General features: G+C 60.4%; 18 protein-coding genes. 11 read left to right on the forward strand and 7 right to left on the reverse strand.

Annotation, left to right across the window (positions count from 1 at the left end; all coding sequences use genetic code 11):
* Positions 1-286 precede the first annotated feature (286 nt).
* From AC07VG_RS20570 to AC07VG_RS20610, 9 genes are all read left to right on the forward strand, one after another.
* Positions 287-1,765, forward strand: a complete 1,479-nt coding sequence (locus AC07VG_RS20570) for a 3-dehydroquinate synthase (protein ID WP_495001955.1) — start codon at positions 287-289, stop codon at positions 1,763-1,765.
* A complete protein-coding gene (locus AC07VG_RS20575; protein ID WP_495001956.1) occupies positions 1,762-2,652 on the forward strand; it encodes a UbiA family prenyltransferase in 891 nt (296 codons plus the stop codon). The genes AC07VG_RS20570 and AC07VG_RS20575 overlap by 4 nt, the downstream gene beginning before the upstream one ends.
* Positions 2,649-3,431, forward strand: a complete 783-nt coding sequence (locus AC07VG_RS20580) for an EboA domain-containing protein (protein ID WP_495001957.1) — start codon at positions 2,649-2,651, stop codon at positions 3,429-3,431. The genes AC07VG_RS20575 and AC07VG_RS20580 overlap by 4 nt, the downstream gene beginning before the upstream one ends.
* A 38-nt stretch (positions 3,432-3,469) precedes the next feature.
* Positions 3,470-4,354: a TatD family hydrolase gene (locus tag AC07VG_RS20585; RefSeq protein ID WP_495001958.1), complete on the forward strand. Its 885-nt coding sequence runs from the start codon at positions 3,470-3,472 to the stop codon at positions 4,352-4,354.
* Positions 4,351-5,583, forward strand: a complete 1,233-nt coding sequence (eboE, locus tag AC07VG_RS20590; protein ID WP_495001959.1) for a metabolite traffic protein EboE — start codon at positions 4,351-4,353, stop codon at positions 5,581-5,583. Before AC07VG_RS20585 ends, eboE begins: the two co-directional genes overlap by 4 nt.
* Entirely contained in the window at positions 5,573-7,018 is a 1,446-nt protein-coding gene (locus AC07VG_RS20595) for an alkaline phosphatase family protein (RefSeq protein WP_495001960.1), read from the forward strand. Before eboE ends, AC07VG_RS20595 begins: the two co-directional genes overlap by 11 nt.
* On the forward strand, positions 6,997-8,133 hold the full coding sequence (locus tag AC07VG_RS20600) for a hypothetical protein (protein ID WP_495001961.1): 1,137 nt from the start codon (positions 6,997-6,999) through the stop codon (positions 8,131-8,133). Before AC07VG_RS20595 ends, AC07VG_RS20600 begins: the two co-directional genes overlap by 22 nt.
* 10 nt (positions 8,134-8,143) lie before the next feature.
* A complete protein-coding gene (locus tag AC07VG_RS20605) occupies positions 8,144-10,516 on the forward strand; it encodes a hypothetical protein (RefSeq protein WP_495001962.1) in 2,373 nt (790 codons plus the stop codon).
* Between the two features lie 152 nt (positions 10,517-10,668).
* The gene (locus tag AC07VG_RS20610) at positions 10,669-11,742 is read left to right on the forward strand and encodes a hypothetical protein (RefSeq protein WP_495001963.1); all 1,074 of its coding nucleotides are present in this window, start codon (positions 10,669-10,671) and stop codon (positions 11,740-11,742) included.
* A gap of 47 nt (positions 11,743-11,789) precedes the next feature.
* On the opposite strand, the gene AC07VG_RS20615 is transcribed toward AC07VG_RS20610, so the two are convergent.
* Positions 11,790-12,539: a substrate-binding periplasmic protein gene (locus AC07VG_RS20615; protein ID WP_495001964.1), complete on the reverse strand. Its 750-nt coding sequence runs from the start codon at positions 12,537-12,539 to the stop codon at positions 11,790-11,792.
* 214 nt (positions 12,540-12,753) lie between these two features.
* Here AC07VG_RS20615 and AC07VG_RS20620 point away from each other — a divergent pair, with 214 nt between their 5' ends.
* Complete coding sequence (locus tag AC07VG_RS20620) at positions 12,754-14,376, forward strand: alkaline phosphatase family protein (protein WP_495021776.1); 1,623 nt, start codon at positions 12,754-12,756, stop codon at positions 14,374-14,376.
* Between the two features lie 64 nt (positions 14,377-14,440).
* Here the strand turns inward: AC07VG_RS20620 and AC07VG_RS20625 are convergent, their stop codons facing one another.
* On the reverse strand, positions 14,441-15,139 hold the full coding sequence (locus AC07VG_RS20625) for a pirin family protein (protein ID WP_495001966.1): 699 nt from the start codon (positions 15,137-15,139) through the stop codon (positions 14,441-14,443).
* Positions 15,140-15,268: 129 nt separating this feature from the next.
* Here AC07VG_RS20625 and AC07VG_RS20630 point away from each other — a divergent pair, with 129 nt between their 5' ends.
* Positions 15,269-16,165: a LysR substrate-binding domain-containing protein gene (locus tag AC07VG_RS20630; protein ID WP_495021777.1), complete on the forward strand. Its 897-nt coding sequence runs from the start codon at positions 15,269-15,271 to the stop codon at positions 16,163-16,165.
* Positions 16,166-16,168: 3 nt separating this feature from the next.
* On the opposite strand, the gene AC07VG_RS20635 is transcribed toward AC07VG_RS20630, so the two are convergent.
* The 5 genes from AC07VG_RS20635 to AC07VG_RS20655 form a co-directional block, all read right to left on the reverse strand.
* The gene (locus AC07VG_RS20635; RefSeq protein ID WP_495001968.1) at positions 16,169-16,954 is read right to left on the reverse strand and encodes a sulfite exporter TauE/SafE family protein; all 786 of its coding nucleotides are present in this window, start codon (positions 16,952-16,954) and stop codon (positions 16,169-16,171) included.
* Positions 16,955-17,114: 160 nt separating this feature from the next.
* A complete protein-coding gene (locus AC07VG_RS20640; protein ID WP_495021778.1) occupies positions 17,115-17,510 on the reverse strand; it encodes a GFA family protein in 396 nt (131 codons plus the stop codon).
* 71 nt (positions 17,511-17,581) lie between these two features.
* Positions 17,582-18,352 carry a class I SAM-dependent methyltransferase gene (locus AC07VG_RS20645; RefSeq protein ID WP_495001970.1) on the reverse strand — a complete coding sequence of 257 codons (771 nt, stop codon included), beginning with the start codon at positions 18,350-18,352 and terminating at the stop codon, positions 17,582-17,584.
* 44 nt (positions 18,353-18,396) lie between these two features.
* Positions 18,397-18,948, reverse strand: a complete 552-nt coding sequence (locus AC07VG_RS20650) for a DUF4174 domain-containing protein (RefSeq protein WP_495001971.1) — start codon at positions 18,946-18,948, stop codon at positions 18,397-18,399.
* A 69-nt stretch (positions 18,949-19,017) separates the two neighbouring features.
* Complete coding sequence (locus AC07VG_RS20655) at positions 19,018-19,920, reverse strand: LysR family transcriptional regulator (RefSeq protein WP_495001972.1); 903 nt, start codon at positions 19,918-19,920, stop codon at positions 19,018-19,020.
* Between the last annotated feature and the right edge of the window lie 107 nt (positions 19,921-20,027).

Genomic DNA, 20,027 nt, shown 5'->3' on the forward strand with positions numbered 1-20,027 from the left:
CCGAGCCACTTTGGCAACTATCAAACCCCATATAACCAGACGCAATAATCCAAATAACGAAGATCGTGCATCCGATTGTCCAAGCCACTCTCTCCTTCTCTTATCATCACGTCATCTTGCAAAAACACCGTGTCCGTCTAGGCTCACAACGGGCTCTTAAAGCATGATTAACCACGCATAAAAACCCGTCACTTTCGATGGAGGCATTCTATTTAATTACAACAAGCCAGCCGCTGTTTTTGATTACTGACACGGATTCAGTCATTACAATCAAGAGGGATGCTTGATGAAGCGCAGCCATGGGTATTATGCGTTCTTGCAAAGAGGGCCAACTAAAAATTTTTGGCTGTCACTGCTTTGCTTCTCGGGCCTGGTGATCGCCAGCCTCCTGTTGTTCGGACAACTGTTCCAGGACTTCCTGACGCCTCTCGCCCCGTACCTGCCTTCGACGCCCATCCAGAAACTCAACCTGGGGCTTCTGCTGATTGCACTGCTGGTGACTCTCCTCGCCAGCATGGTCTTGCCGAGCTTGTTTATCGCTCGCCGCCTGTCCAGGAGCGACCGTCAACAAGACACGGAGCAGCCCCTGCGCGGGCGCTTCAAGGTGAGCTACGACTACCCGGTGGTGTTCACCGATCACCTGTTCGATCCGAAAAATCCCTGCCTGCACCGGCAACTGACAACACAGCACAGCGCTGCGGTGAGCGTGTTGGTGTTCGCTGATGAACAACTGTTGCAAAGCGCTCCACAGCTGCTGAAACAGATCGATGCCTACTTTGCCTGCCACGCTGCCGATCTGCATTTGCTGGCCGCGCCGATTGCAGTTCCAGCCGGCGAACTGAGCAAGGATCCACAGGTGCTGCAGCAGGTGTACGCCGACATGCTGCACCATGGATTGGACCGGCATTGCTATGTGCTGGCCCTGGGCGGCGGCGCGGTGCTGGACGCGGTGGGTTATGCCTGCGCGACTTTCCACCGCGGCATTCGCCTGATCCGCATCCCGAGCACGGTACTGGCACAGAACGATGCGGGTATTGGTGTGAAAAACGGCATCAATGCTTTCGGCCAAAAGAACCTGTTGGGAGCCTTTTACCCCGCCACCGCGGTGCTCAACGATTTCCAACTGCTGACCAGCCTGACCCGTCGCGATCAGATTGCCGGGCTGGCCGAGGCGGTCAAGGTGGCGCTGATCAAGGACCGGGCGTTTTTCCAATGGATAGAGCAGCAGGCCGACGCCCTGGCCCGCTTCGAGCACCCCGCCAGCCGCTATGCCATTCGCCGCTGCGCCGAACTGCACCTGGAGCACATCACCGGTGCCGGCGACCCATTCGAACGCGGTAACGGACGGCCACTGGATTACGGGCACTGGGCCGCACACAAACTGGAAAATCTCAGTCGCCACAGACTGCGCCACGGCGAAGCCGTGGCGGTGGGCATGGCCCTGGACGGACTCTATGCCAACGCCAAGGGCCTGTTGAGCCATGCCGACACCGACCGAGTACTTCGCCTGCTGCTCAAGCTCGGTTTCTGCCTGTGCCCGCCGGAACTGATGTTGAAAGATACACAGGGGCGTTCACAGGTCATGCTTGGACTGGAGGAGTTCCGCCAGCACCTGGGCGGGCAACTCTCTATCCCCATGCTCAAGCGGATCGGCGAATCGATGGATCTGCATGAAATAGATAGCGCCCTGATGGAGCAGGCACTGCTGCGCCTGTCGAGCCACTCCGACCCGCTGCCCGGGTTGAGCGAGGGTTGCGCGCCATGAACCCCACATTGCCAAACCTGAAAACCTGGATGACCCTGGGCCGGGTGTCAAACCTGCCCACGGTGTGGACCAATACCCTGGCCGCCGCCCTGCTGTCCAGCAGTGCCGAGGCCCTGGCGCCGCCCTCGGCGCTGATGTGGATCCTGCTGCTGGCGACGCTGTCGGCGCTGTACCTGGCCGGTATGCTGTTGAACGACCTGTTGGACGCCGACTGGGACCTGCAACACCACAACCCTCGCCCCATCACCCTGGGACTGGTCAGCCGCCAACAGGTGGGGCTGGCCACGGCGCTGCTGCTGACGCTGGCCGCCGCCGCGGTGCTCGGCCTGAGTCGGCTGATCGACCAGCCGCACTGGCTGCTGGTCAGCGCGACCCTGCTGGTGAGCTGCATCCTCGGCTACAACCTGCTGCACAAGAAATACGCCCACAGCGTCTGGCTGATGGGGGCCTGCCGCTCGGCCCTCTACCTTACCGCGGCGGCCAGCCTGGCGGTGCCACCGGAACCGATCTGGCTGTGCGCAATCTTGCTGGGCGTCTATATCAGCGGCCTGACCTACCTGGCCCGGCAGGAGCATCGCAACCAGTTGCTCAGCCGTCTCCCGCTGATCCTCATGCTGAGCCCGCTGGCCCTGGCAGTCTATGCCGATAACGACTGGTTCTGGCCGGTGCTGCTGCTCTGGCTCGGCTGGCTCGGCTGGCACTACTGGCAACACCTGGCCAACCCGCGGCAACGGCAGGTCCGCGCCTTTATCGGTGCTGGCCTGGCGGCCCTGCCGCTGTTCGATGCGCTGGTTCTGGCCGTGGCCAACCAACCACTGGGCAGCCTGTTATGCGTCCTGGTGTTTTTCCTGCTTCCACACTTCCAGCGCTGGGTCAAACCGACATGAACATGGACGTCACCGCAGCACTATCGGCAGCCCTTGTCATGAGGCACGACCGCCTCGCCGAACAACGCCAGGCCTTCACCCAACAGCTCGATCACACCGAGCAGCAGTGGTGGCGCCTGGCACAAGAGAGGCTCGCCCAACACCCGGATGCCCATACTTCGGCGCTCTTGAGCAGCCAGTGCAAGCGCAGCCTCAACGAGCAGGCAACGTCCGGCAGTGCCGGTTGGAGCAAGATCCAGCTGGCGCGGGCGTTGCTGCTGGCTCAGGTAGTGGAGCAACAACCCGCCGCCGGGCAACGGCCTTTGCTACGCCAGCTGTTTCTGTGGGGCGACGACCAGGAAAAGATCGCCACCTTGAAAGCCCTGGACTGGCTCGATAGCCGCGGACTCTGCGTTGACCTGGCGTTGCAGGCCGGACGTACCAGCAACAGCCAGGTGTTTGCCGCCCTCGCCCTGGACACCCACTACCCGGCACGCCATTACCACGAACGGGCGTTCCACCAGCTAGTGCTGAAAGCATTGGGCATGGGACTCGACATCCGGCGCCTGGTCGGTCTGACACAACGCCACAGCGTGCCCCTCAACCAGTTGGCACTGGACCTGCTCGACGAACAGCTGGCGGCCGAACGGACAGTGTCCGCCGGGCTGCCCCAAGTGATTGCCTTCGACCTGCTCAGCCCGACGCAATACCAGCGTCTGGTCGACCTGAGCCAGGCGCAACGCTTGCCACCGGAATGGTATGCGCACCTGCCCACGCCCGCCAGCCCCTCACCGAACTGATGCTCAACGGCTCCCCCTCCCCTCGACGAGGAATCACCATGCTCAAGTACTTCGACCCGCACATTCATATGGTCAGCCGAACCACCGATGACTACCAGAACATGGCGGCCGCCGGTATCACCGGGGTCATCGAGCCGGCGTTCTGGCAAGGCCAGGCCAGAACCAGCGTCGGCAGCTTCATTGATTACTTCGACACCCTGCTGGGCTGGGAGCGTTTTCGCGCCAGCATGTTCGGTATCCATCACTTCTGCACCATCGGCCTCAACCCCAAAGAGGCCAATGACCTGTCGGTGGCCAATGAGGTGCTGGAGATTCTGCCGCGCTATCTGGTGAAAGACGGCGTCGTCGCGGTCGGCGAGATCGGCTACGACGATATCACCCCGGAAGAAGACCGTTTCCTCGCCGCTCAGCTGGAATTGGCCAAACAATTCAATCTGCCGGTACTGGTGCACACCCCGCACCGCGACAAGATCGGTGGCACCAAACGCACCCTGGCCGTGATTCGCGAAGTCGGCATCGCTGAGCACCTGGTGATCATCGATCACCTCAACGAGCTGACCCTGCCCCTGGTGCTGGATAGCGACTGCTGGCGTGGTCACTCCATCTATCCCAACACCAAAATGTCGGAACAGCGCATGGTCGCCCTGTTGCAGGAGTACGGCACCGAGAAGATGGTGGTCAACAGCGCCGCCGACTGGGGCATCAGCGATCCGCTCAAGGTGCCGAAAACCGGTCAGGCGATGCTGGCAGCCGGCTTCAGCGAAGCGCAGGTCGAACAGGTGCTGTTCCACAACCCGGTGAATTTCTTCGCCCAGAGCGGGCAATTGGACAAGACGCTGGTCAGCACCCCGCTACCCATCGATCAGCGTCGCCAATGGCAGGAGAACTCGGCCCTGCGCGGTCAGGAACCGGTGGTCAAATGAGCCAGCTCAGGGAATGGACGCCCAGCCAGATCGGCTATTGCAGCAACGTGCACCCCACCCCCGAGCTGGCCGGATTGTGCGCCTCGATCGAGACGCACTTCCAGGGCGTGCGCCAGTTGCGCGGACTCAACGAGCAGGACAGCGGATTGTGGATCAGCGCCAAGGCGGCGGCCCAATTGCAGCAGGTAACGGCACGCCAGGCATTCCTCAAGTGCTTGCAACGCAGTGGCTTGCGCCTGACCTCGCTCAACGGTTTTCCCTACGGCCAGTTCCATGAGGGCGCGGTCAAAGCCGAGGTCTATCACCCTCACTGGGCCGACCCACAACGTCTGGAATACAGCCTGCAACTGGCACAACTGTTAGCGGCCGCGCTGCCGCCGGACTCTGCCCAGGGAGTGATTTCCAGCGTACCGCTAGGCTACGCCGCGCATTGGAGTCCGGCACTGCAGCACGTCGCGGAGCGGCAGCTGCGCCAACTGACCCGGTCCCTGGCCAGGCTGCATCAGGAAACCGGCAAGAAGATCGTGTTATGCCTGGAGATGGAGCCGGACTGTGTACTGGAAAACACTGACCAGGCCATCGCTTTTTTCCAGCACTGGCAAGGTACGGACCCGCACCATGAACATCTGGCGCTGTGCTTCGATGTCTGCCATCAGGCCGTGATGTTCGAAGATTGCTATCAGTCGCTGGACAGGCTGCATCAGGCGCGAGTACCCGTCGGCAAGATTCAGCTGTCCAACGCCTTGATTTGTCGCCTGCCCTCTCAAGACGACAACCGGCGCGAACACGTCCTCCAGACATTGAGCGACTTTGCCGAAACCACCTACCTGCATCAAGTGAAAGCTCGTGATGCGCAGGATCGGTTATGGGCTTGGGCGGACCTTCCCGACGCCCTCGACGATTGCGCAAAGAGCCCGGGGCAAATCCCCGAACTGAGGATTCATTTCCACATTCCGCTGTTCAGCGAACATTTGCTGTTGCCCGAACTCAGCGGCAGTCAGATCGCCCTGGCGCAGACCTTCGACTTTCTGGCAGACCATGCGGATTTCCGCCCCGTGCTGGAAGTGGAAACCTACAGTTGGGGCGTCCTGCCCGCCCAACTGCGGCCCACCACCGAGCACGCCCAACTCCAGGGAATCGCCGCGGAACTGCACTGGGTCGAAGAGCAACTGCGGCAGCGGCATTTGCTGAGTCCGCAAACACGCGAGGCGTACGCCGATGCCCTCTGATCACCCGCGTCAACCGCTGTTGCTGATCAACGTGGTGGGGCTGACACCGGCGCTGCTGGGAGCGGCGACGCCGCACATCAATGCCCTGTTGAAAACAGCGAAAATGGCCAGCCTGCAACCGGTGTTTCCGGCCGTCACCTCGACGGTGCAGGCCTCGATCCTCACCGGTCTACCACCGTCGGAGCACGGCATCGTCGGCAATGGCTGGTACTTTCGCGATCAGGCCGAAGTCCGTTTCTGGCTGCAACCCAACGCACTGATCCAGGGTGAAAAAGTCTGGCAGGCACTCAAGCGCCAGCTCCCCGGGTTTCGCTGCAGCCAATTGTTCTGGTGGTACAACATGTATGCGGACGTGGATGCCGCCATCACCCCACGCCCTCACTATCCGGCCGATGGCCGCAAAATGTTCGGTCTGTATTCGGCACCGGCATCGTTGCACGAGCGTATCGAGCAGCAGATAGGCAAGTTCCCCTTTCCGAGCTTCTGGGGCCCGGCGGCCGGTATCGCCTCGAGCCGCTGGATCGTCGACTGCGCCATGGCCGAGTTCCAGCTCGATCGGCCCGACCTGCAGTTGGTCTACCTGCCCCATCTCGACTACAGCCTGCAGCGCCTGGGCCCCGATCATCCGTCGATTGCCGACGAGGTACGGGCCATCGACAGTGAAGTGGGGCGTCTGCTGACCTTTGCCCAAGCGCAAGGCGCGGCGGTGATGCTGCTGTCCGAATACGGGATCGAAGCCGTTCAGCAATCTGTATCCATCAACCGCTTATTGCGCTCGGAAGGTTGGTTGCAGGTGCGCCAATCGCTGACCTGGGAATTACTCGATCCCGGTGCCAGTGCGGCCTTTGCCGTGGTCGATCATCAGATCGCGCATGTCTACGTGAAGCAGGTGCAAGACATACCTCGGGTCAAAGCGCTGTTGCAGCGCCAGCCCGGCATCGAGCAGGTGCTGGATAAAGCAGAACAACGGGCCTGGCAACTGGATCATCCCCGCAGCGGCGAACTGGTGACCGTGGCCGCAACAGGTCACTGGTTCGATTACTACTACTGGTTCGACGACCGCAAGGCCCCCGACTTTGCCCGCACCGTGGATATCCATCGCAAGCCCGGCTACGACCCGCTGGAGCTGTTCATCGACCCGGCCATCCGTTTCCCCACATTGAAAGTGGCGCGCCGCCTGCTGCAAAAAAAGCTCGGCTTTCGCTACTACATGGACCTGATTCCGCTGGATACCCGCCTGGTCCGCGGCAGCCATGGCCGACTGCCCGAAAGCGAAAACACCGGCCCGCTACTCATCACCAATTGCGATCTGCCGTTGCCTCAGCGTCTTGCGGCCACGGAAGTGAAGCAACTGCTCCTGGAACACTTCCTGGGGCACCCACACACCGACCCGGCCAATGCCAAGGAGCTTCCATGCGGCGAGCCATTTCTATAACAGTTCTGAGTGCCTTGGCCGGTTTGGCCCAGGCCGAGAACGCCAACAACTTCGACTGTAGCAACTTCCTGAAATTTGGAGGAGACATCGACAAGACCCGGGCAGCATTCAACCAGAGTCCCGAGACCATGGCCTGGAACTGGTTCGTCTGTTTGAACCAGCCCAGCACCGTGAAGAGCAGCAATCTGATGTGGGAGACAATGAAGCCCTCAGACCAGGTCTACCTGGCCAATGGCGCCCCACCTGCCCCCTATGACAGCCGCGTGATACCGCCGGGCGTGCTCCAGCAAGCCAAGGTGCAGGGAATGGACCCGTCCCGAGCATTCCATGACCTCAACGCCACCCAGCAGGTCGATGGCTTGATCCTGCAAATGGGCGGTGCCGTGCCCGCGTCTCAAAAAGGCAATCCCGTACGGTTTCAACTGCTGATGGGCAAGGACACCTTCGATTACATCGTGCAACGCCAGGTCTACAGCATGAATGGCCAGGCCTCCCTGCCGGACAACCTGGTGTTCCCGTCCACCGCCTGGGAGTTGAAAGCCTCCTGGCTATGGATTGGCACAGACACGGCCTACAAGCAGACGCTGGAAAAAGACGGCTACTACATTGCCCAGGCCTATTACCCGCAAGACGGTCAATACAAGGTCGGCTATGCCGCATTGAGCGGCTTGCATGTCGTCAACAAGCTGAGCGACCACTGGGTCTGGACCAGCTTCGAAAACATCAACAACCGCAAGTACACCGTGAGCAATGCCGTACCGGCCACGCCGATGACCAACACCACGGGACCGACACCGGCCGCCCAACCGATCAATACCCGCTTCCAGGCCACTTATCCCGCCCTGTCGAAGTACGAACTGGTCGGGGTCGAATTCCAACCGATCACCCAGGTACTGGCCAACTCCCAGCTGGAATCGGCCTTCCAGAACACGTCGTCGTGCCTGGCCTGCCATGGCACCGCCGCCTACTCGAACAACAAGGGTTACTTCAATTTCGCCCAGGGAGGAAATGGCGGCATTCTCTACCCCACAACCCCGCTGCCGGACTCGGCTTTCGCCGGTTACAAAAAACTGGATTTTGTCTGGTCGTTGAAACGCGCCCAGTGGCAACGCTAAGGAGCATGACATGAGCGTATTGAACTTCCCTCGCATCTACCTCAACGGCCATATGTTCTGGAACCCTCCGACGGCCAACAACAACGATATTTTTCCACTTTATGACGCGGTCAACATGGACATCAACTGGCCGTTCATGAGCCATTTCGACATCACGTCCACGAACGCCCCCACCCAACTGATGCCCTGGATCATCGCGCCCCTGGCGATGCAGGATCTACCAGCTTATGTGCTGCAGGTACCGAGTAATGGCAACCCGGGAAACTACCCGTACATGCCCGCCGAATGGGATCTGTTCGGCGACAATGCCTGCGGCACCGTGAGCCATGGGGATACCCGCTCCGTGATCATTGGCGGCGAGCTGCAGGCCAATACCTACATCGACCAGGATCCGCTGATCGGCAAGAACTACCAGTTGCTCGGCAATCCCTTTGGCAGCGCCGGCCCCACTGCCGCGCGTTTCGTCGATATCAGCCCGTGGCAGAACACTTTCACCGCGTTGTATTTCGACAAGCTGATGCTGGGGGATCCGACATGCGGCCTGACCCTCAATCGCCAGTACCGGATGATGGACCGTTTCCTGAATTTCAATTGGGGGGCCTTCGGTGGCATCGTGTATGTCACCACCACCTGGCAGACCTGCTTTCCCCAGGAAAACCTGGAATGGGTTATCGGCAACTCATCCCTGTTGCGCAACCTTCAGCAGCAGATGAAGCAGCAAGGGGCGCAGGGCCTGATGTTCAGGTTCTCCACCTACCTGACCTGCTACGACAGGAACGGTGTTTTCAACGACTTCCCGCAGCGGCTCAACACCCGTTCCCATGACCCCAAGGACATGGCGAATGTGCAAGAGCTGTACAAACTGGGCCTGGACAACGTCGCCGAAATTTTCTTCAACCCCGCCTATAGCCGCACCGCCGCGACCCTGGGCCTCTGGTTCGCCGACGAATACCCCACCGCCCCCGCCGGCCGACGCCTGGTACCCGACCAGCCCGTGTCCCTCTCTAAAAAAGGCGTGGCCGCCAAAAGCACTCAGTTGGGCGTGATCTCGGCGCAGATTACCGACAACACCTTGTCGCTGGATCTGACCAATACTTTTCCGTTCTATCCGATAGTCCCCGACGCCCCCATCCTGACCGCCGAGAAATTCGAGGCGGGCAACTACCAACTGGGCGTACGCCAGGATGGGCAATTCACCCCAGTGGTCAACTTCGGCTTCGAGCAGTATCAACAAGCCGCCTTCGACAAACGCTCCGGCCTGCTGGACTTCCCCCTCAGCGACGCGGCCAAGACGACGCTGCAGTCAGGGCCGCTGGAGCTGCAACAGCAGGCCCCGGGCGCCCCCGTGATCGCCGCCACCCAGCAGACATGGACCGCCGAGGTGATAGAAAGCGGCACTTTCATCGACGTGGGTGACCACAAGACGCTGAACATCATGGTGCAGAAAAATGGCCAGCCAGCCGTCGGCACCCGACTGTGGGTGGCGGAGTATGGCAACCCCTACATGGTGACCACCAGCGACTACTACCTGGCATTCAGTAACGCGGCCAACTTCACGCTGTTCTACGACGACCCGGCAGACCGCAACAAGAACCAGCCCAATCTGCCGCAATTCACTGACACGCCCCCCGTGTCGAACTACCGGAGCACAGGCAGCGGCCGTCGGCTGACCGCTCTGCAAAACGCTCAGCCGGTTGGAAACCCGATCGGTTATCAGCAGTTCCTGCATGGCCCGAGTAAACCGATCGCGGTCGACCTGAGCCCCTGCCTGGCATTCGATGCGGCCATCTATGTCAGCGGAACACTGGACGACGACCAGGCCAGTCAGGTGGATTATTCCTATGTCACCACCACCACCGACGCCAACGGCATTGCCCAGTTGAGCTTCAGGGCCCTGGCTCCGGGCTTCCCGACATTGCGTTTTTTCGTCCAGGAAGACAACACGGCCCCAGTCATCCCCTTCAGCTTCCCGCTCCCCGAAGCCTATACCGACTTCCTCGCCCCGATACGGGTCCTGCCGGTGGACCTGAAGCTGCAACAGGACTTTATCAACACCTGGAACGCCATCCGCATGGACAAGGACGCCCCAGCGCAGTTGTGGGACCACTTCATCTACCCGCGCGTCCTGCAGTCCTTCTATTACCTGTACCCGATCATGAACAAGTTCATGCCACTCAACTCCCAGAAGCGCGTCGAAGGCGCCATCGACCAACTGATTGTGCTGATCAGCAAGAAGTACCAGGAGGAAAGTACGCTATCGATGCCCATCACCCGCGACATGTCGCAAAGCCGCCGCGCCGTGCTCGAACTCTGGGCGCAGTTCCTGGTGAAGCGCAATTACCCACCCCTGCCGCTCAGCATGAGTGACTACGACCACCTCTGAACCACAACACACCTCCAGCAGGACGCCGGGTGGCAACTCGTCACCCGGCGCTGCACAGGAGAGTCAAATTTTCGAATCAGTGACTGCCAAGCCGGCTACCCAGACCACCAAGCCGTGATTGCTCAGCGCCTGTTTGAACATGGAGAGTGCCTATGTCAGTTGCCATTCCTATCCCCGCCCACCCCCTCGAAACCCTGCGTCCCAGCACCCTTGTCGCCGAGGGCCTGCTGAACCCTCGCGGCCTGTGTGTCGAGGCCGATGGCAGCCTGCTGCTGGTTGAAGCCGGCTCCGGTCTGCCGGATCAGGCCTTCAGCGGTCGTATCAGTCGGCGGCGCCCCGATCCGCAACAACCCGGGAGCTACCAGCCCCCCGACATTCTGGCGCAGGGCTTTCGCTCAATGAACCTGCAGGCGCGCATGCTGCGTGATGAAATCATGGGTCTTTCGGACATTGCCTGCGGTGAAGGGCGCTACCTGGTCAGCCAGACGGATTATGTCGAGGGCTCGAAAATACTGGATCTGCAGTATTCTCCGCCCGAGCCGGTCTTCAGCAGCCGCGGCAATTTGAATGCACTGTGTTACCACCCGACGCGACGCAGCTGGTTGGCGGTCAAGCCCGACACCAACCAACTCGTTGAGTTCTCCGCCGAACAGGGTGAACGGGTCCTGGCCCAACTGCCCAACCTGGAGCAAGACCAGGACGCCGTGCCCGTGACCCTGGTGTACGAACCCGCGACCGAGGCCGTGCTGATCAGCCTGTTCTCCGGCGAGTTGCACCGCTCCCCAACCCGCAAGGGCATCGACTTTGCCGACAAGGCGGGCCAGGTCATACGGGTCTGGCCAGGCACCGGGCAAATCGACATTGTGCTTCGCGGCCTGCAACTCCCCACGGGCTTGGCACTGTGCCCAGACGGCAATCTGTTGGTGCTGGAACTCTGCGATCGGCTGTTACAGCCACTGTCAGCTGACTGGGCGGGAGAGCCCTTGCATGGTGGCTTTGCGCGTTTCAGTGGTCGACTGCTCAGCTGCAACCTGCAAACAGCGCAAGTCAGCGTCCTTGCCCGCGGCCTGGATACACCTTCGAACCTGTGTCTGATCCCCGGTGCCGTGCTGGTGAGCGAAGGCATGGGGTTAGCCGGTCGCCTACTGCCCACCGCGGAGAATGGCATCGCGGCCCTGACCGGCCGACTGCGCCGGATACAGCTCACAACGGCAGAGGAGAATTGACTGCGCTGCCCCCAAACGCCGTCGATCTGGGTCGTGATCGCACCCGTTCATTGCCCGATGGGCTGATTGTAGCGATCCTGGATGCGCTTCAGTTCACCTGAGTGGCGCAGTTGCTCCAGGGCGCTGGCCCAGGCGGCGACCAGTTTGTCGTCACAGTCGCGGCTGAAGGCAATGTACAGCGATGAGCGATAGAGCTCGATGGGAATCTGTCGTAACGTGCCGGGGGCGATGTTCAACTGGCGACTGTAGTAAGCCACCCCCGCAGCAGTGTCGCCGACGATGATCTCGGTGCGCCCGGCGAGCAGCATGCGATAGAGCTGCAGGCTCTCGGTTGCAACTTTTTCGAGGTTGTTGAAGCCCCGCGCTTGCAGAACATCAGGTATCAAGCCTGCCTGTCTCGTCGTGATCCGCAGGGCGTGCCGTAGCTGCTCCAAGGCGTTCACCGGCTGCAGCGCATTGGCGAGCTGATAGGGGTAGATGGACTCTTCCACGATCGGTCCGACCCACTTGTATAACGGTTCGCGCTCCGCCGTGCGGAATAGGGAATACATGATGGTCTTGGGCCGGGTCTTCAACGTGCGGATGCTTCGCATGCTGGGCAGCAGCAGCACCTCGAAGTTATCCCCGGTCAGCGCCATTATGCCCCGAACGATCTCCGTGGCCATTCCAGTGAGCTGATTGTGCTCCTGGTAGTTGTACGGTGCCCACTCCTCAGTAACGACCTGATACTGCTCGGCTCTGACCACAGTGCCGAGCAATAGACAGAACAGCACTGCAGTCAGTGTCGAATATTTCACGTGTTCTGCCTGGTGGACTGTGCAGTGATCAAGGGAGGCTCTAGGATTAAAAGGACAAAATCAGTATAGACCCTGACACACGTCTAACGCCTGACGCTGCCTCGTAAACCGTCAACACGGCGGTTGAAATCTACCTCGGCAAGCGATTCAGGATAATAAACAGCCGCTATCCGTTCGAAATCGGGACTATTCAAAAACGGCCTAATGTGCCGTGATGATTGACTGGACGAGCCGACTTTCGTTGCTAGTGTTACTCGTGGAGATACCCTCCAAGGTGCTTGTTGTACCTTTTATTATTCTCTTGGCGGTGGCGTACGCAGCGGCAGCGGTGCGGGCAAGTAATTATCTCACGCAACACTGTCCGCCCGCGCTTCAAGTTGCCTGCATCTATAAACTTGGCAGTCCACTGCCGGTCAGTTCACTGGCGCTGAAAACCATGAATCAAATTGAACATGTCGTCGTTGTCATGCTGGAAAACCGCTCACTGGATACGATGCTTGGCTGGCTCTATCCGCATGACAGCCCACCACCACATGTCTTGCCAGTGACCAGTTCCCCTCAATTTGACGGCCTGCGCCCCGGTATGTTCAACCCGCGCTCGGACGCCACACCGGCGCGTCAGGTTGCAGTGACGCAGAATGCCAGCGGTTTTCAGGTTCCCGACCCCGATCCGCAAGAAACCTTTGCCAACGTCACCTACCAGTTATTCAGAGACGGTTCAGTCAGCCCCGACAATACGCCCCCCATGGGTTTTGTCGACAACTACGCCACCACGGAAACCGCCAACCCCGATCAGATCATGCAGTGTTACAGCCCGGCGCAGCTGCCTGTGTTGGCCAAGTTGGCCCGAGCCTATGCGGTTTCCGATGCGTGGTTCGCCTCCGTTCCCAGCCAGACCTGGCCTAACCGCGCCTTTGCGCACACCGGGACGTCCAATGGCAATGTGGACAACGGCACGCCTCCCGATCCATTCGCCTGGGATGTCCGCACCATCTTCAACGTCCTGGGATCGATCGGATGCAGTTGGGGCGTTTACAGCAATACCATCCTGACTCCCTCGCTGACCCGGACGATGTTCCCGAAATTATGGGACCCCATGCTGGGCCCCCACTTCAGAGGTTTTTCCGCGTTTCTGGATGCGTGTCAAACCAACTCGTTACCACGCTATTCGTTTATCGAGCCGAGCTTTCTGGTCGACCCTAACGACCAGCATCCCCCTCATGATGTTCAAGCGGGTGAAGCCTTTCTGTATTCAATCTGGAACGCCGTCAGTACGTCGGCGGGTTGGAACCAGACCTTGCTGATCATCACCTACGACGAGCACGGCGGTTGTTTCGATCATGTCACCCCGCCCTTCAACGCCGTTCCACCTGACCAGGCCCGTCCGCTCGATGGTAGCGGCTTCGATTTCACTCGCTTTGGCGTACGTGTGCCAGCAGTAGTGATCTCACCCTACATTCAGGCTGGCACGGTTTTCAGATCGGACAACCCACACGCCCCCTACGATCACACCAGTATTCTGGCGACCTTGCGCGACTGGATCGGCATCCCGGCGCAGGACATGCTCACCAGCAAGCGGATTGCAAATGCGCCGACGCTCAATCAGTTGCTCACCCTGAGCACACCTCGCGTCGATTTACCCTCTATACCGGCGCCGACGGCAACCACCTTCGCGCAGCCATCGCCGACTGCGGCGCTCAACGATCTTCAAAAAAGCCTGGTCACAGGTTCGGCAAAACGCTTTGGGCTCGACCCGGCAGCGACACTACAGACGGTGGGGACTCGGCAACATGCCGTTGATTTCTTCACCAGGCGGATCACTCACGCACACGCTTAGAGCAACCAACGGAGCAGATAGTGGCCAACGGGGTTCCCGCCAGTCTTGATGATCGTCTTCATGCTCAAAACACCTCGACCAGTACGACTTCGGTATCGTCGATAGCCTCGACAACGAGCATCGACTCCTCGCTCAAGGCGACCCCGTCCCCCGCCTCGACCCGTTCGCCGTTGACGTTCACCGCGCCGAGCACCGGCACCAGATAGCCCTGGCCAGTGCGCGAACAAGATTGGCTCAGACTCTGGCCGGCTTTGAGCGTCGCCCCGAGCACACGGGCGTTGGCGCGGATCGGCAGAGCGCTTTCATCGTCAGGCATTCCACTGGCCAACACGACCCATTGACCGGCCCGATCGGACTTGGGAAAAGGCCGCATGCCCCAGTTGGGCAACCCACCGTTTTCCCGCGGTCGCAACCAGATCTGGAACAACCTTAACGGCACGATCCCCTCGTTGCGCTCTGCATGTCGAATGCCAGTCCCGGCACTCATCACCTGCACGTCACCGGCCTCGGTACGGCCTTGCCCGCCCTGACTGTCGCGATGACTCACCGCGCCTTCCAGCACGTAGGAAACGATCTCCATGCTTTCATGACCATGCATCGGGAAACCGCTACCCGGCGCAATCTCGTCGTCGTTCCAGACCACCAGCGCCCCTAGCGGACGGTGCGCGGGGTTGCCGTCGGCCGTTACCTTGAAATGATGACGGGCCTTGAGCCAGCCATAGTCGCCGCCACCGAGATCGGCCTTGAATCGATGCTCTAACATTTCAGCTCCTGAAAAAGCGGCCGATTGCCGCGCAAAAGAGCATAAATTTGAAACGAACAAAGAAGAACCGCTGTAAAAGCAACGCTACCTTGTAGAAAATAGAACGATAAGGCCAACGCGAGACCGGCAATGGACCATTTGACCGATTTGAACAATATGTACCTGTTCGCCAAGGTGGTGGATCACGGTGGGTTTACCGCGGCGGCGAAAGTGCTGGGGCTGCAAACCTCAAAGCTCAGCCGTCGCGTCAGTGCACTCGAAGCGGAATTGGGCGTGCGCCTGCTCAATCGCAATTCGCGCCGAGTCTCCCTGACCGACGCCGGCCGCCTGTTTCACCAGCACTGCGTGGCCCTGGTGGAGGAAGCCCGGGCGGCGAAAACGGCCATCGACCAGACGCGAGCATCGCCGCAGGGCGTGGTGCGGATCAGTTGTCCATTGGGTGTCTTGCAGATGGGTGCCAGGGCCATCCTGGCCCAGTACCTGGTGGACAATCCCGCGGTGAGGCTCATGCTCGACGCGACCAACCGGCGCGTCGATGTCATCGAGGAAGGACTGGACATCGCCCTGCGCGTACGCCTGCTGCCACTGGATGACTCCGAGCTGACCTTGCTACCCCTGCAGAGCGCCCAGCGAATCCTGGTCGCGAGCCCGGCGCTGTTGGCACAGCATGCAACACTTACTCAGTTGGAAGACCTGGCGCCGATGCCAACATTGGCCATGGCTAACACCAACGATAAATATCAGTGGCATTTCCAGGCACCGCACCCCGTGGTGCTGACCCACCAGCCAAGGTTGGCCACCGATGACCTGGAGACGCTACTGGAAGCAACCTTGAAGGGAATAGGTGTCGCGCAGTTACCGACAAGCCTGGTTCAGGACGATCTGCTGCAGGGCCGCCTGGTGCAAATCCTGCCCGACTGCCCATCACCCAGCGGCAGCCTGCACGCGATCTACCCCTCCAGGCGAGGCATGGTCCCCGCCGTGCGCAGCGTGCTGGACGCCCTGCTGGCCGGGTTCAACCGGTAGTACTCAGAACACCAACTTGTAGCCGATGGAAAACAGCATGACCGCCAGGAAAGGCCGCAAGATGCCATCCGGCACTCGCCCGGCCAGGTGGCTGCCGATGTAGATCCCCGGCAGCGAGCCCATCAGCAGGAAACCCAGCAGTTCCCAGTTCATATTGCCCATGCTCGCATGCCCCAGGCCCGCGACCAGGGTCAGCGGCACCGCATGGGCGATCTCCGTCCCCACCAGACGCCGGGTCGGCAGGAACGGGTAAAGGATAAACAAGGCCACTGTGCCCAGGGCACCGGCCCCGATGGAGGTCAAGGCGACCATGGCGCCGAGGGTCAGGCCGGTCACTACCGTCAGCCCGTTCAACTTCGAGTCGCTGATCTGCGAGTGATCGACACCGCGCCGATGAGCAAACGCCAGCAACTTGTTCTTGAACAACACCGCCAGTGCCGTCAGCAACAACACAAAACCCAGCGACTGCTTGATGACGCTGTTCAAGGCTTCGGGAGCGGTGTGCAGGCTGCTCAGGAACCACAAGGTCAACAACACCGCCGGCACGCTGCCCAGGGTCAGCCAACCGGTAATTTTCCAGTCGATATTGTCGTTTTTCCTGTGAACCAGAACGCCACCGGACTTGGTGATCGCGGCGTAGAGCAGGTCCGTGCCCACGGCCGTGGCCGGGTTGATACCGAACCACAGCAGAATCGGCGTCATCAACGAGCCGCCACCGACGCCGGTCATCCCGACAATAAAACCGACCACCAAGCCGGCAACGACAAAACCGAAATTACCGACATCCATTAGCAAGCCCTGGAGAATCTAGCGAGACGATATAAAAATCTGGCGGGAAGCATAGCGTCTAACGTTATGACTCTTTATATAAATATAATCTAACGTTATAACTATCATGACCTGCGAACGGTGCGGATCACACTGTGCCGATTGACGCAGAGCCCTTCTGTCAGCGTCCCGGCTGCCACTCCGGATGCTCGACCACCCCCTCATAGCGCAGCCACGGCACGTCATGGGATACCCAGATGTGATGCTCGGCCAGCGCGCCCGGATCGTCATCCAGGGTCGCGACACGCACAATCACCACGGGCAGCTGTAGCCTTTCGGCCATCAGATGCGAGCCGCACCGCGAACAGAAATAGCGTAGCTTGCCCGGCGAGGATTCATAGGCCGTTAGTGTTTCCTGGCCCTTGAGCCAGCGGAAATGCTCGCGCTTGACCCCGGCGGTGCTCACAAACGCCGCCGCATGCGTCTTGCGACAGGTGTGACAATGACAATGCCCGATCGGCATATCGATGCCGTCGAGTTCATATGCGACGGCCCCACAAGCACAGCTGCCCTTCATACCCGCTCCCTGACCATGCCCCACGACAAGGCACGATCCTAACCAGCGAGCATCAAGCTGGCCAGCCGATATCAGTCCAGGCGAATGCAGCGATACGCTTCGGTCCGATAAGGAAAGGCGATGGTCTCTTTGCCGCGCAGGGCCGGATGGGTTTGAATCAAGCTCTGGAGTTGCTCGACCACCTCGGCTTTTTCGGCCGCAGGCAATGCCGCAATAAAGCTGACCGACAGAAAACGGTCGATGATGACTTCCTCGGGCGTGCCCACATGGGTGTACTCAAAACAACTCAGCTCCGGCGCCGAGAAGTAATGACCGTTGAATGGCTTGCGCCAGGCCCCCGTGTGAAAGCGCGGGGTATCGCCCTCGTAAGGGGTGATGATCCGAGTAATCGCCGCGACCCAGTCAACCGACTCATCACGCACGTTCCACACCAGTCCGAGCCGCCCACCTGGCTTGAGCACCCGGTGAATCTCGGCGAGCGCCGCTTCATGGGCAAACCAGTGAAACGCCTGGGCACACAGCAGCGCGTCACCCACTTGGGATTCCAACGGTATCGCCTCGGCAGTTCCCGAGAGTGCCCGGACCGCCGGCAGACGTGCGACCAGTTCGGCCCGCATCGCCTCGATCGGCTCGATGGCCGTCACCGTGGCGCCGGTCGTCGCCAGCAGCCGGGTGAACTTGCCAGTGCCGGCACCCAGATCGATAGCCTGCGCACCGGGCACGATACCCAGGCTATCGCGCAGCCACGACAGCAGCTCGGCAGGATAGTCAGGACGCCCGTGGGCATAGGTTTTGGCTTCAGCGCTGAAACCGACTTGTGCTGCCTTGTGAACGCCCGACATGGCCATGGCCTCTATGGATTGATCCCGATAAATACTGCCCCGCGTCAGTCATCCAGATCCTTGGGCGGTGCTGCCGGTTTGCCGGCCTTGGCACCTTTCGCACCTTTCACCGGTTTGGCTTCCGGCGCCGCCGGTGGCGTGGGCGCGACAGCAGCCTTCTCCGAGGCCGGCAACGCATCCACGGCACTGAACACGTCCTTGAGCGCAATCGGCCCATCGTGTTCGAGGATCTTCTGCTCGCCATCCTTGCCCACCAGGATCACCGTCGACTTGCCCTCCGGCGTGACCCCCAGCTTGAGCCCGCGAATCAGCGCCATGGTGCTCGGCTGTTCCATCCATTTGCCCGCACGCTTGCCAACGGTCTGGGCCACTTCGTAGAGCACCAGTTGACGCTCGTCGATTTCCTTCTTGTTGGCCGGATCATCGATCGCCTTCTTCAGGCTGACCAATGTGGGATCCGCCGTACTCGGCGCAATCACGATCAACGGGCGGCTTTTCCCCAGATCCTGGGCCAGCGGAGACGCCTCATCGGCCGCCCAGACGGGACTTGCAGCAACGACGGACAGCACAGCAAGGGTCAAAGACCGGATGAACATACACACCTCCTTCGGATATTCATGGGGTAATGATTGCGCATCGTAGGAAAAGGTCCACACGCAACGCAGTTATTTTTCAAAATTCAAGTAACTTAATCTTTCCTCCTGCAAGACATCGAACAGCGCCTGGGCCGCCGCCGACAGCTCATGGCCGGGTTTGGTCAGCACCCCGATGGCCCGTTCGACCACCGGATCACACAAGGTGATGCAGCGCGCACCCAGCTCGCGCATCTGTCCGACACACAACGCCGGCACCGCACTCACCCCCAGTCCGCTGGCGACCATCCGCCCCACCGTGGCCAGTTGATGGCTCTCGAATTCCACCGGCAAGCTCATGTCCCGCGCCCGCAGATGCTCTTCCAGCATCACCCGCACCGTGGACGGGCGCTGCAAGGTAATGAAGGGTTGCGTGAGCAAGGTCGGCCAATCGATCTGTGCCTGATCGACCCAGGGCGAATCCGCCGGCACCACGGCGACGAAACGGTCGATATACAGCGGCGTGAAGGCCAGCGACGAGCCTTGCTGCGGTTCGAAGGCCACGCCCAGTTCCACCTGGCCGTCACGCACCATCTCCAGGACCTGCTCGTTGATCACGTCGTTGACCGTGACATTGACCTGGGGATAGCGTGCACGAAAGGTCTTGAGGATCGGTGGTAGCAGGTTACCGGCGAATGACGGCATCGCGGCCAGGGTCACGCGACCGCGCTGCAAGGTGAAACGCTGACGCAGTTCGTCCTCGGCATTGTCCCAATCAGCGATCAGGCGCCGGGCCAGGGGCACCAGGACCTCACCTTCCGGGGTCAGCGCGACGTTGCGCGTGTTGCGGCTGAACAGCCGACCGCCCAGGCCTTCTTCAAGGGCCTTGATCGTCAGGCTCAGGGCCGATTGCGACAAATACAGACGCTCGCCCGCCACGGCAAAGCTCAGGCTCTGGGCAACGGCAAGAAAGGCCCTAAGCTGTTTAACGGTCATGAACGAGGTCTCTACTGAAGAAAAGGGCATTCTTGAGCTTTATCAATCAATCGACCCTAAAAATCAACTTAACAAATATATCTCCCGGAGCAACACTCACCTCCAAC

The sequence above is a fragment of the Pseudomonas sp. GW821-FHT03C07 genome (assembly GCF_059420925.1).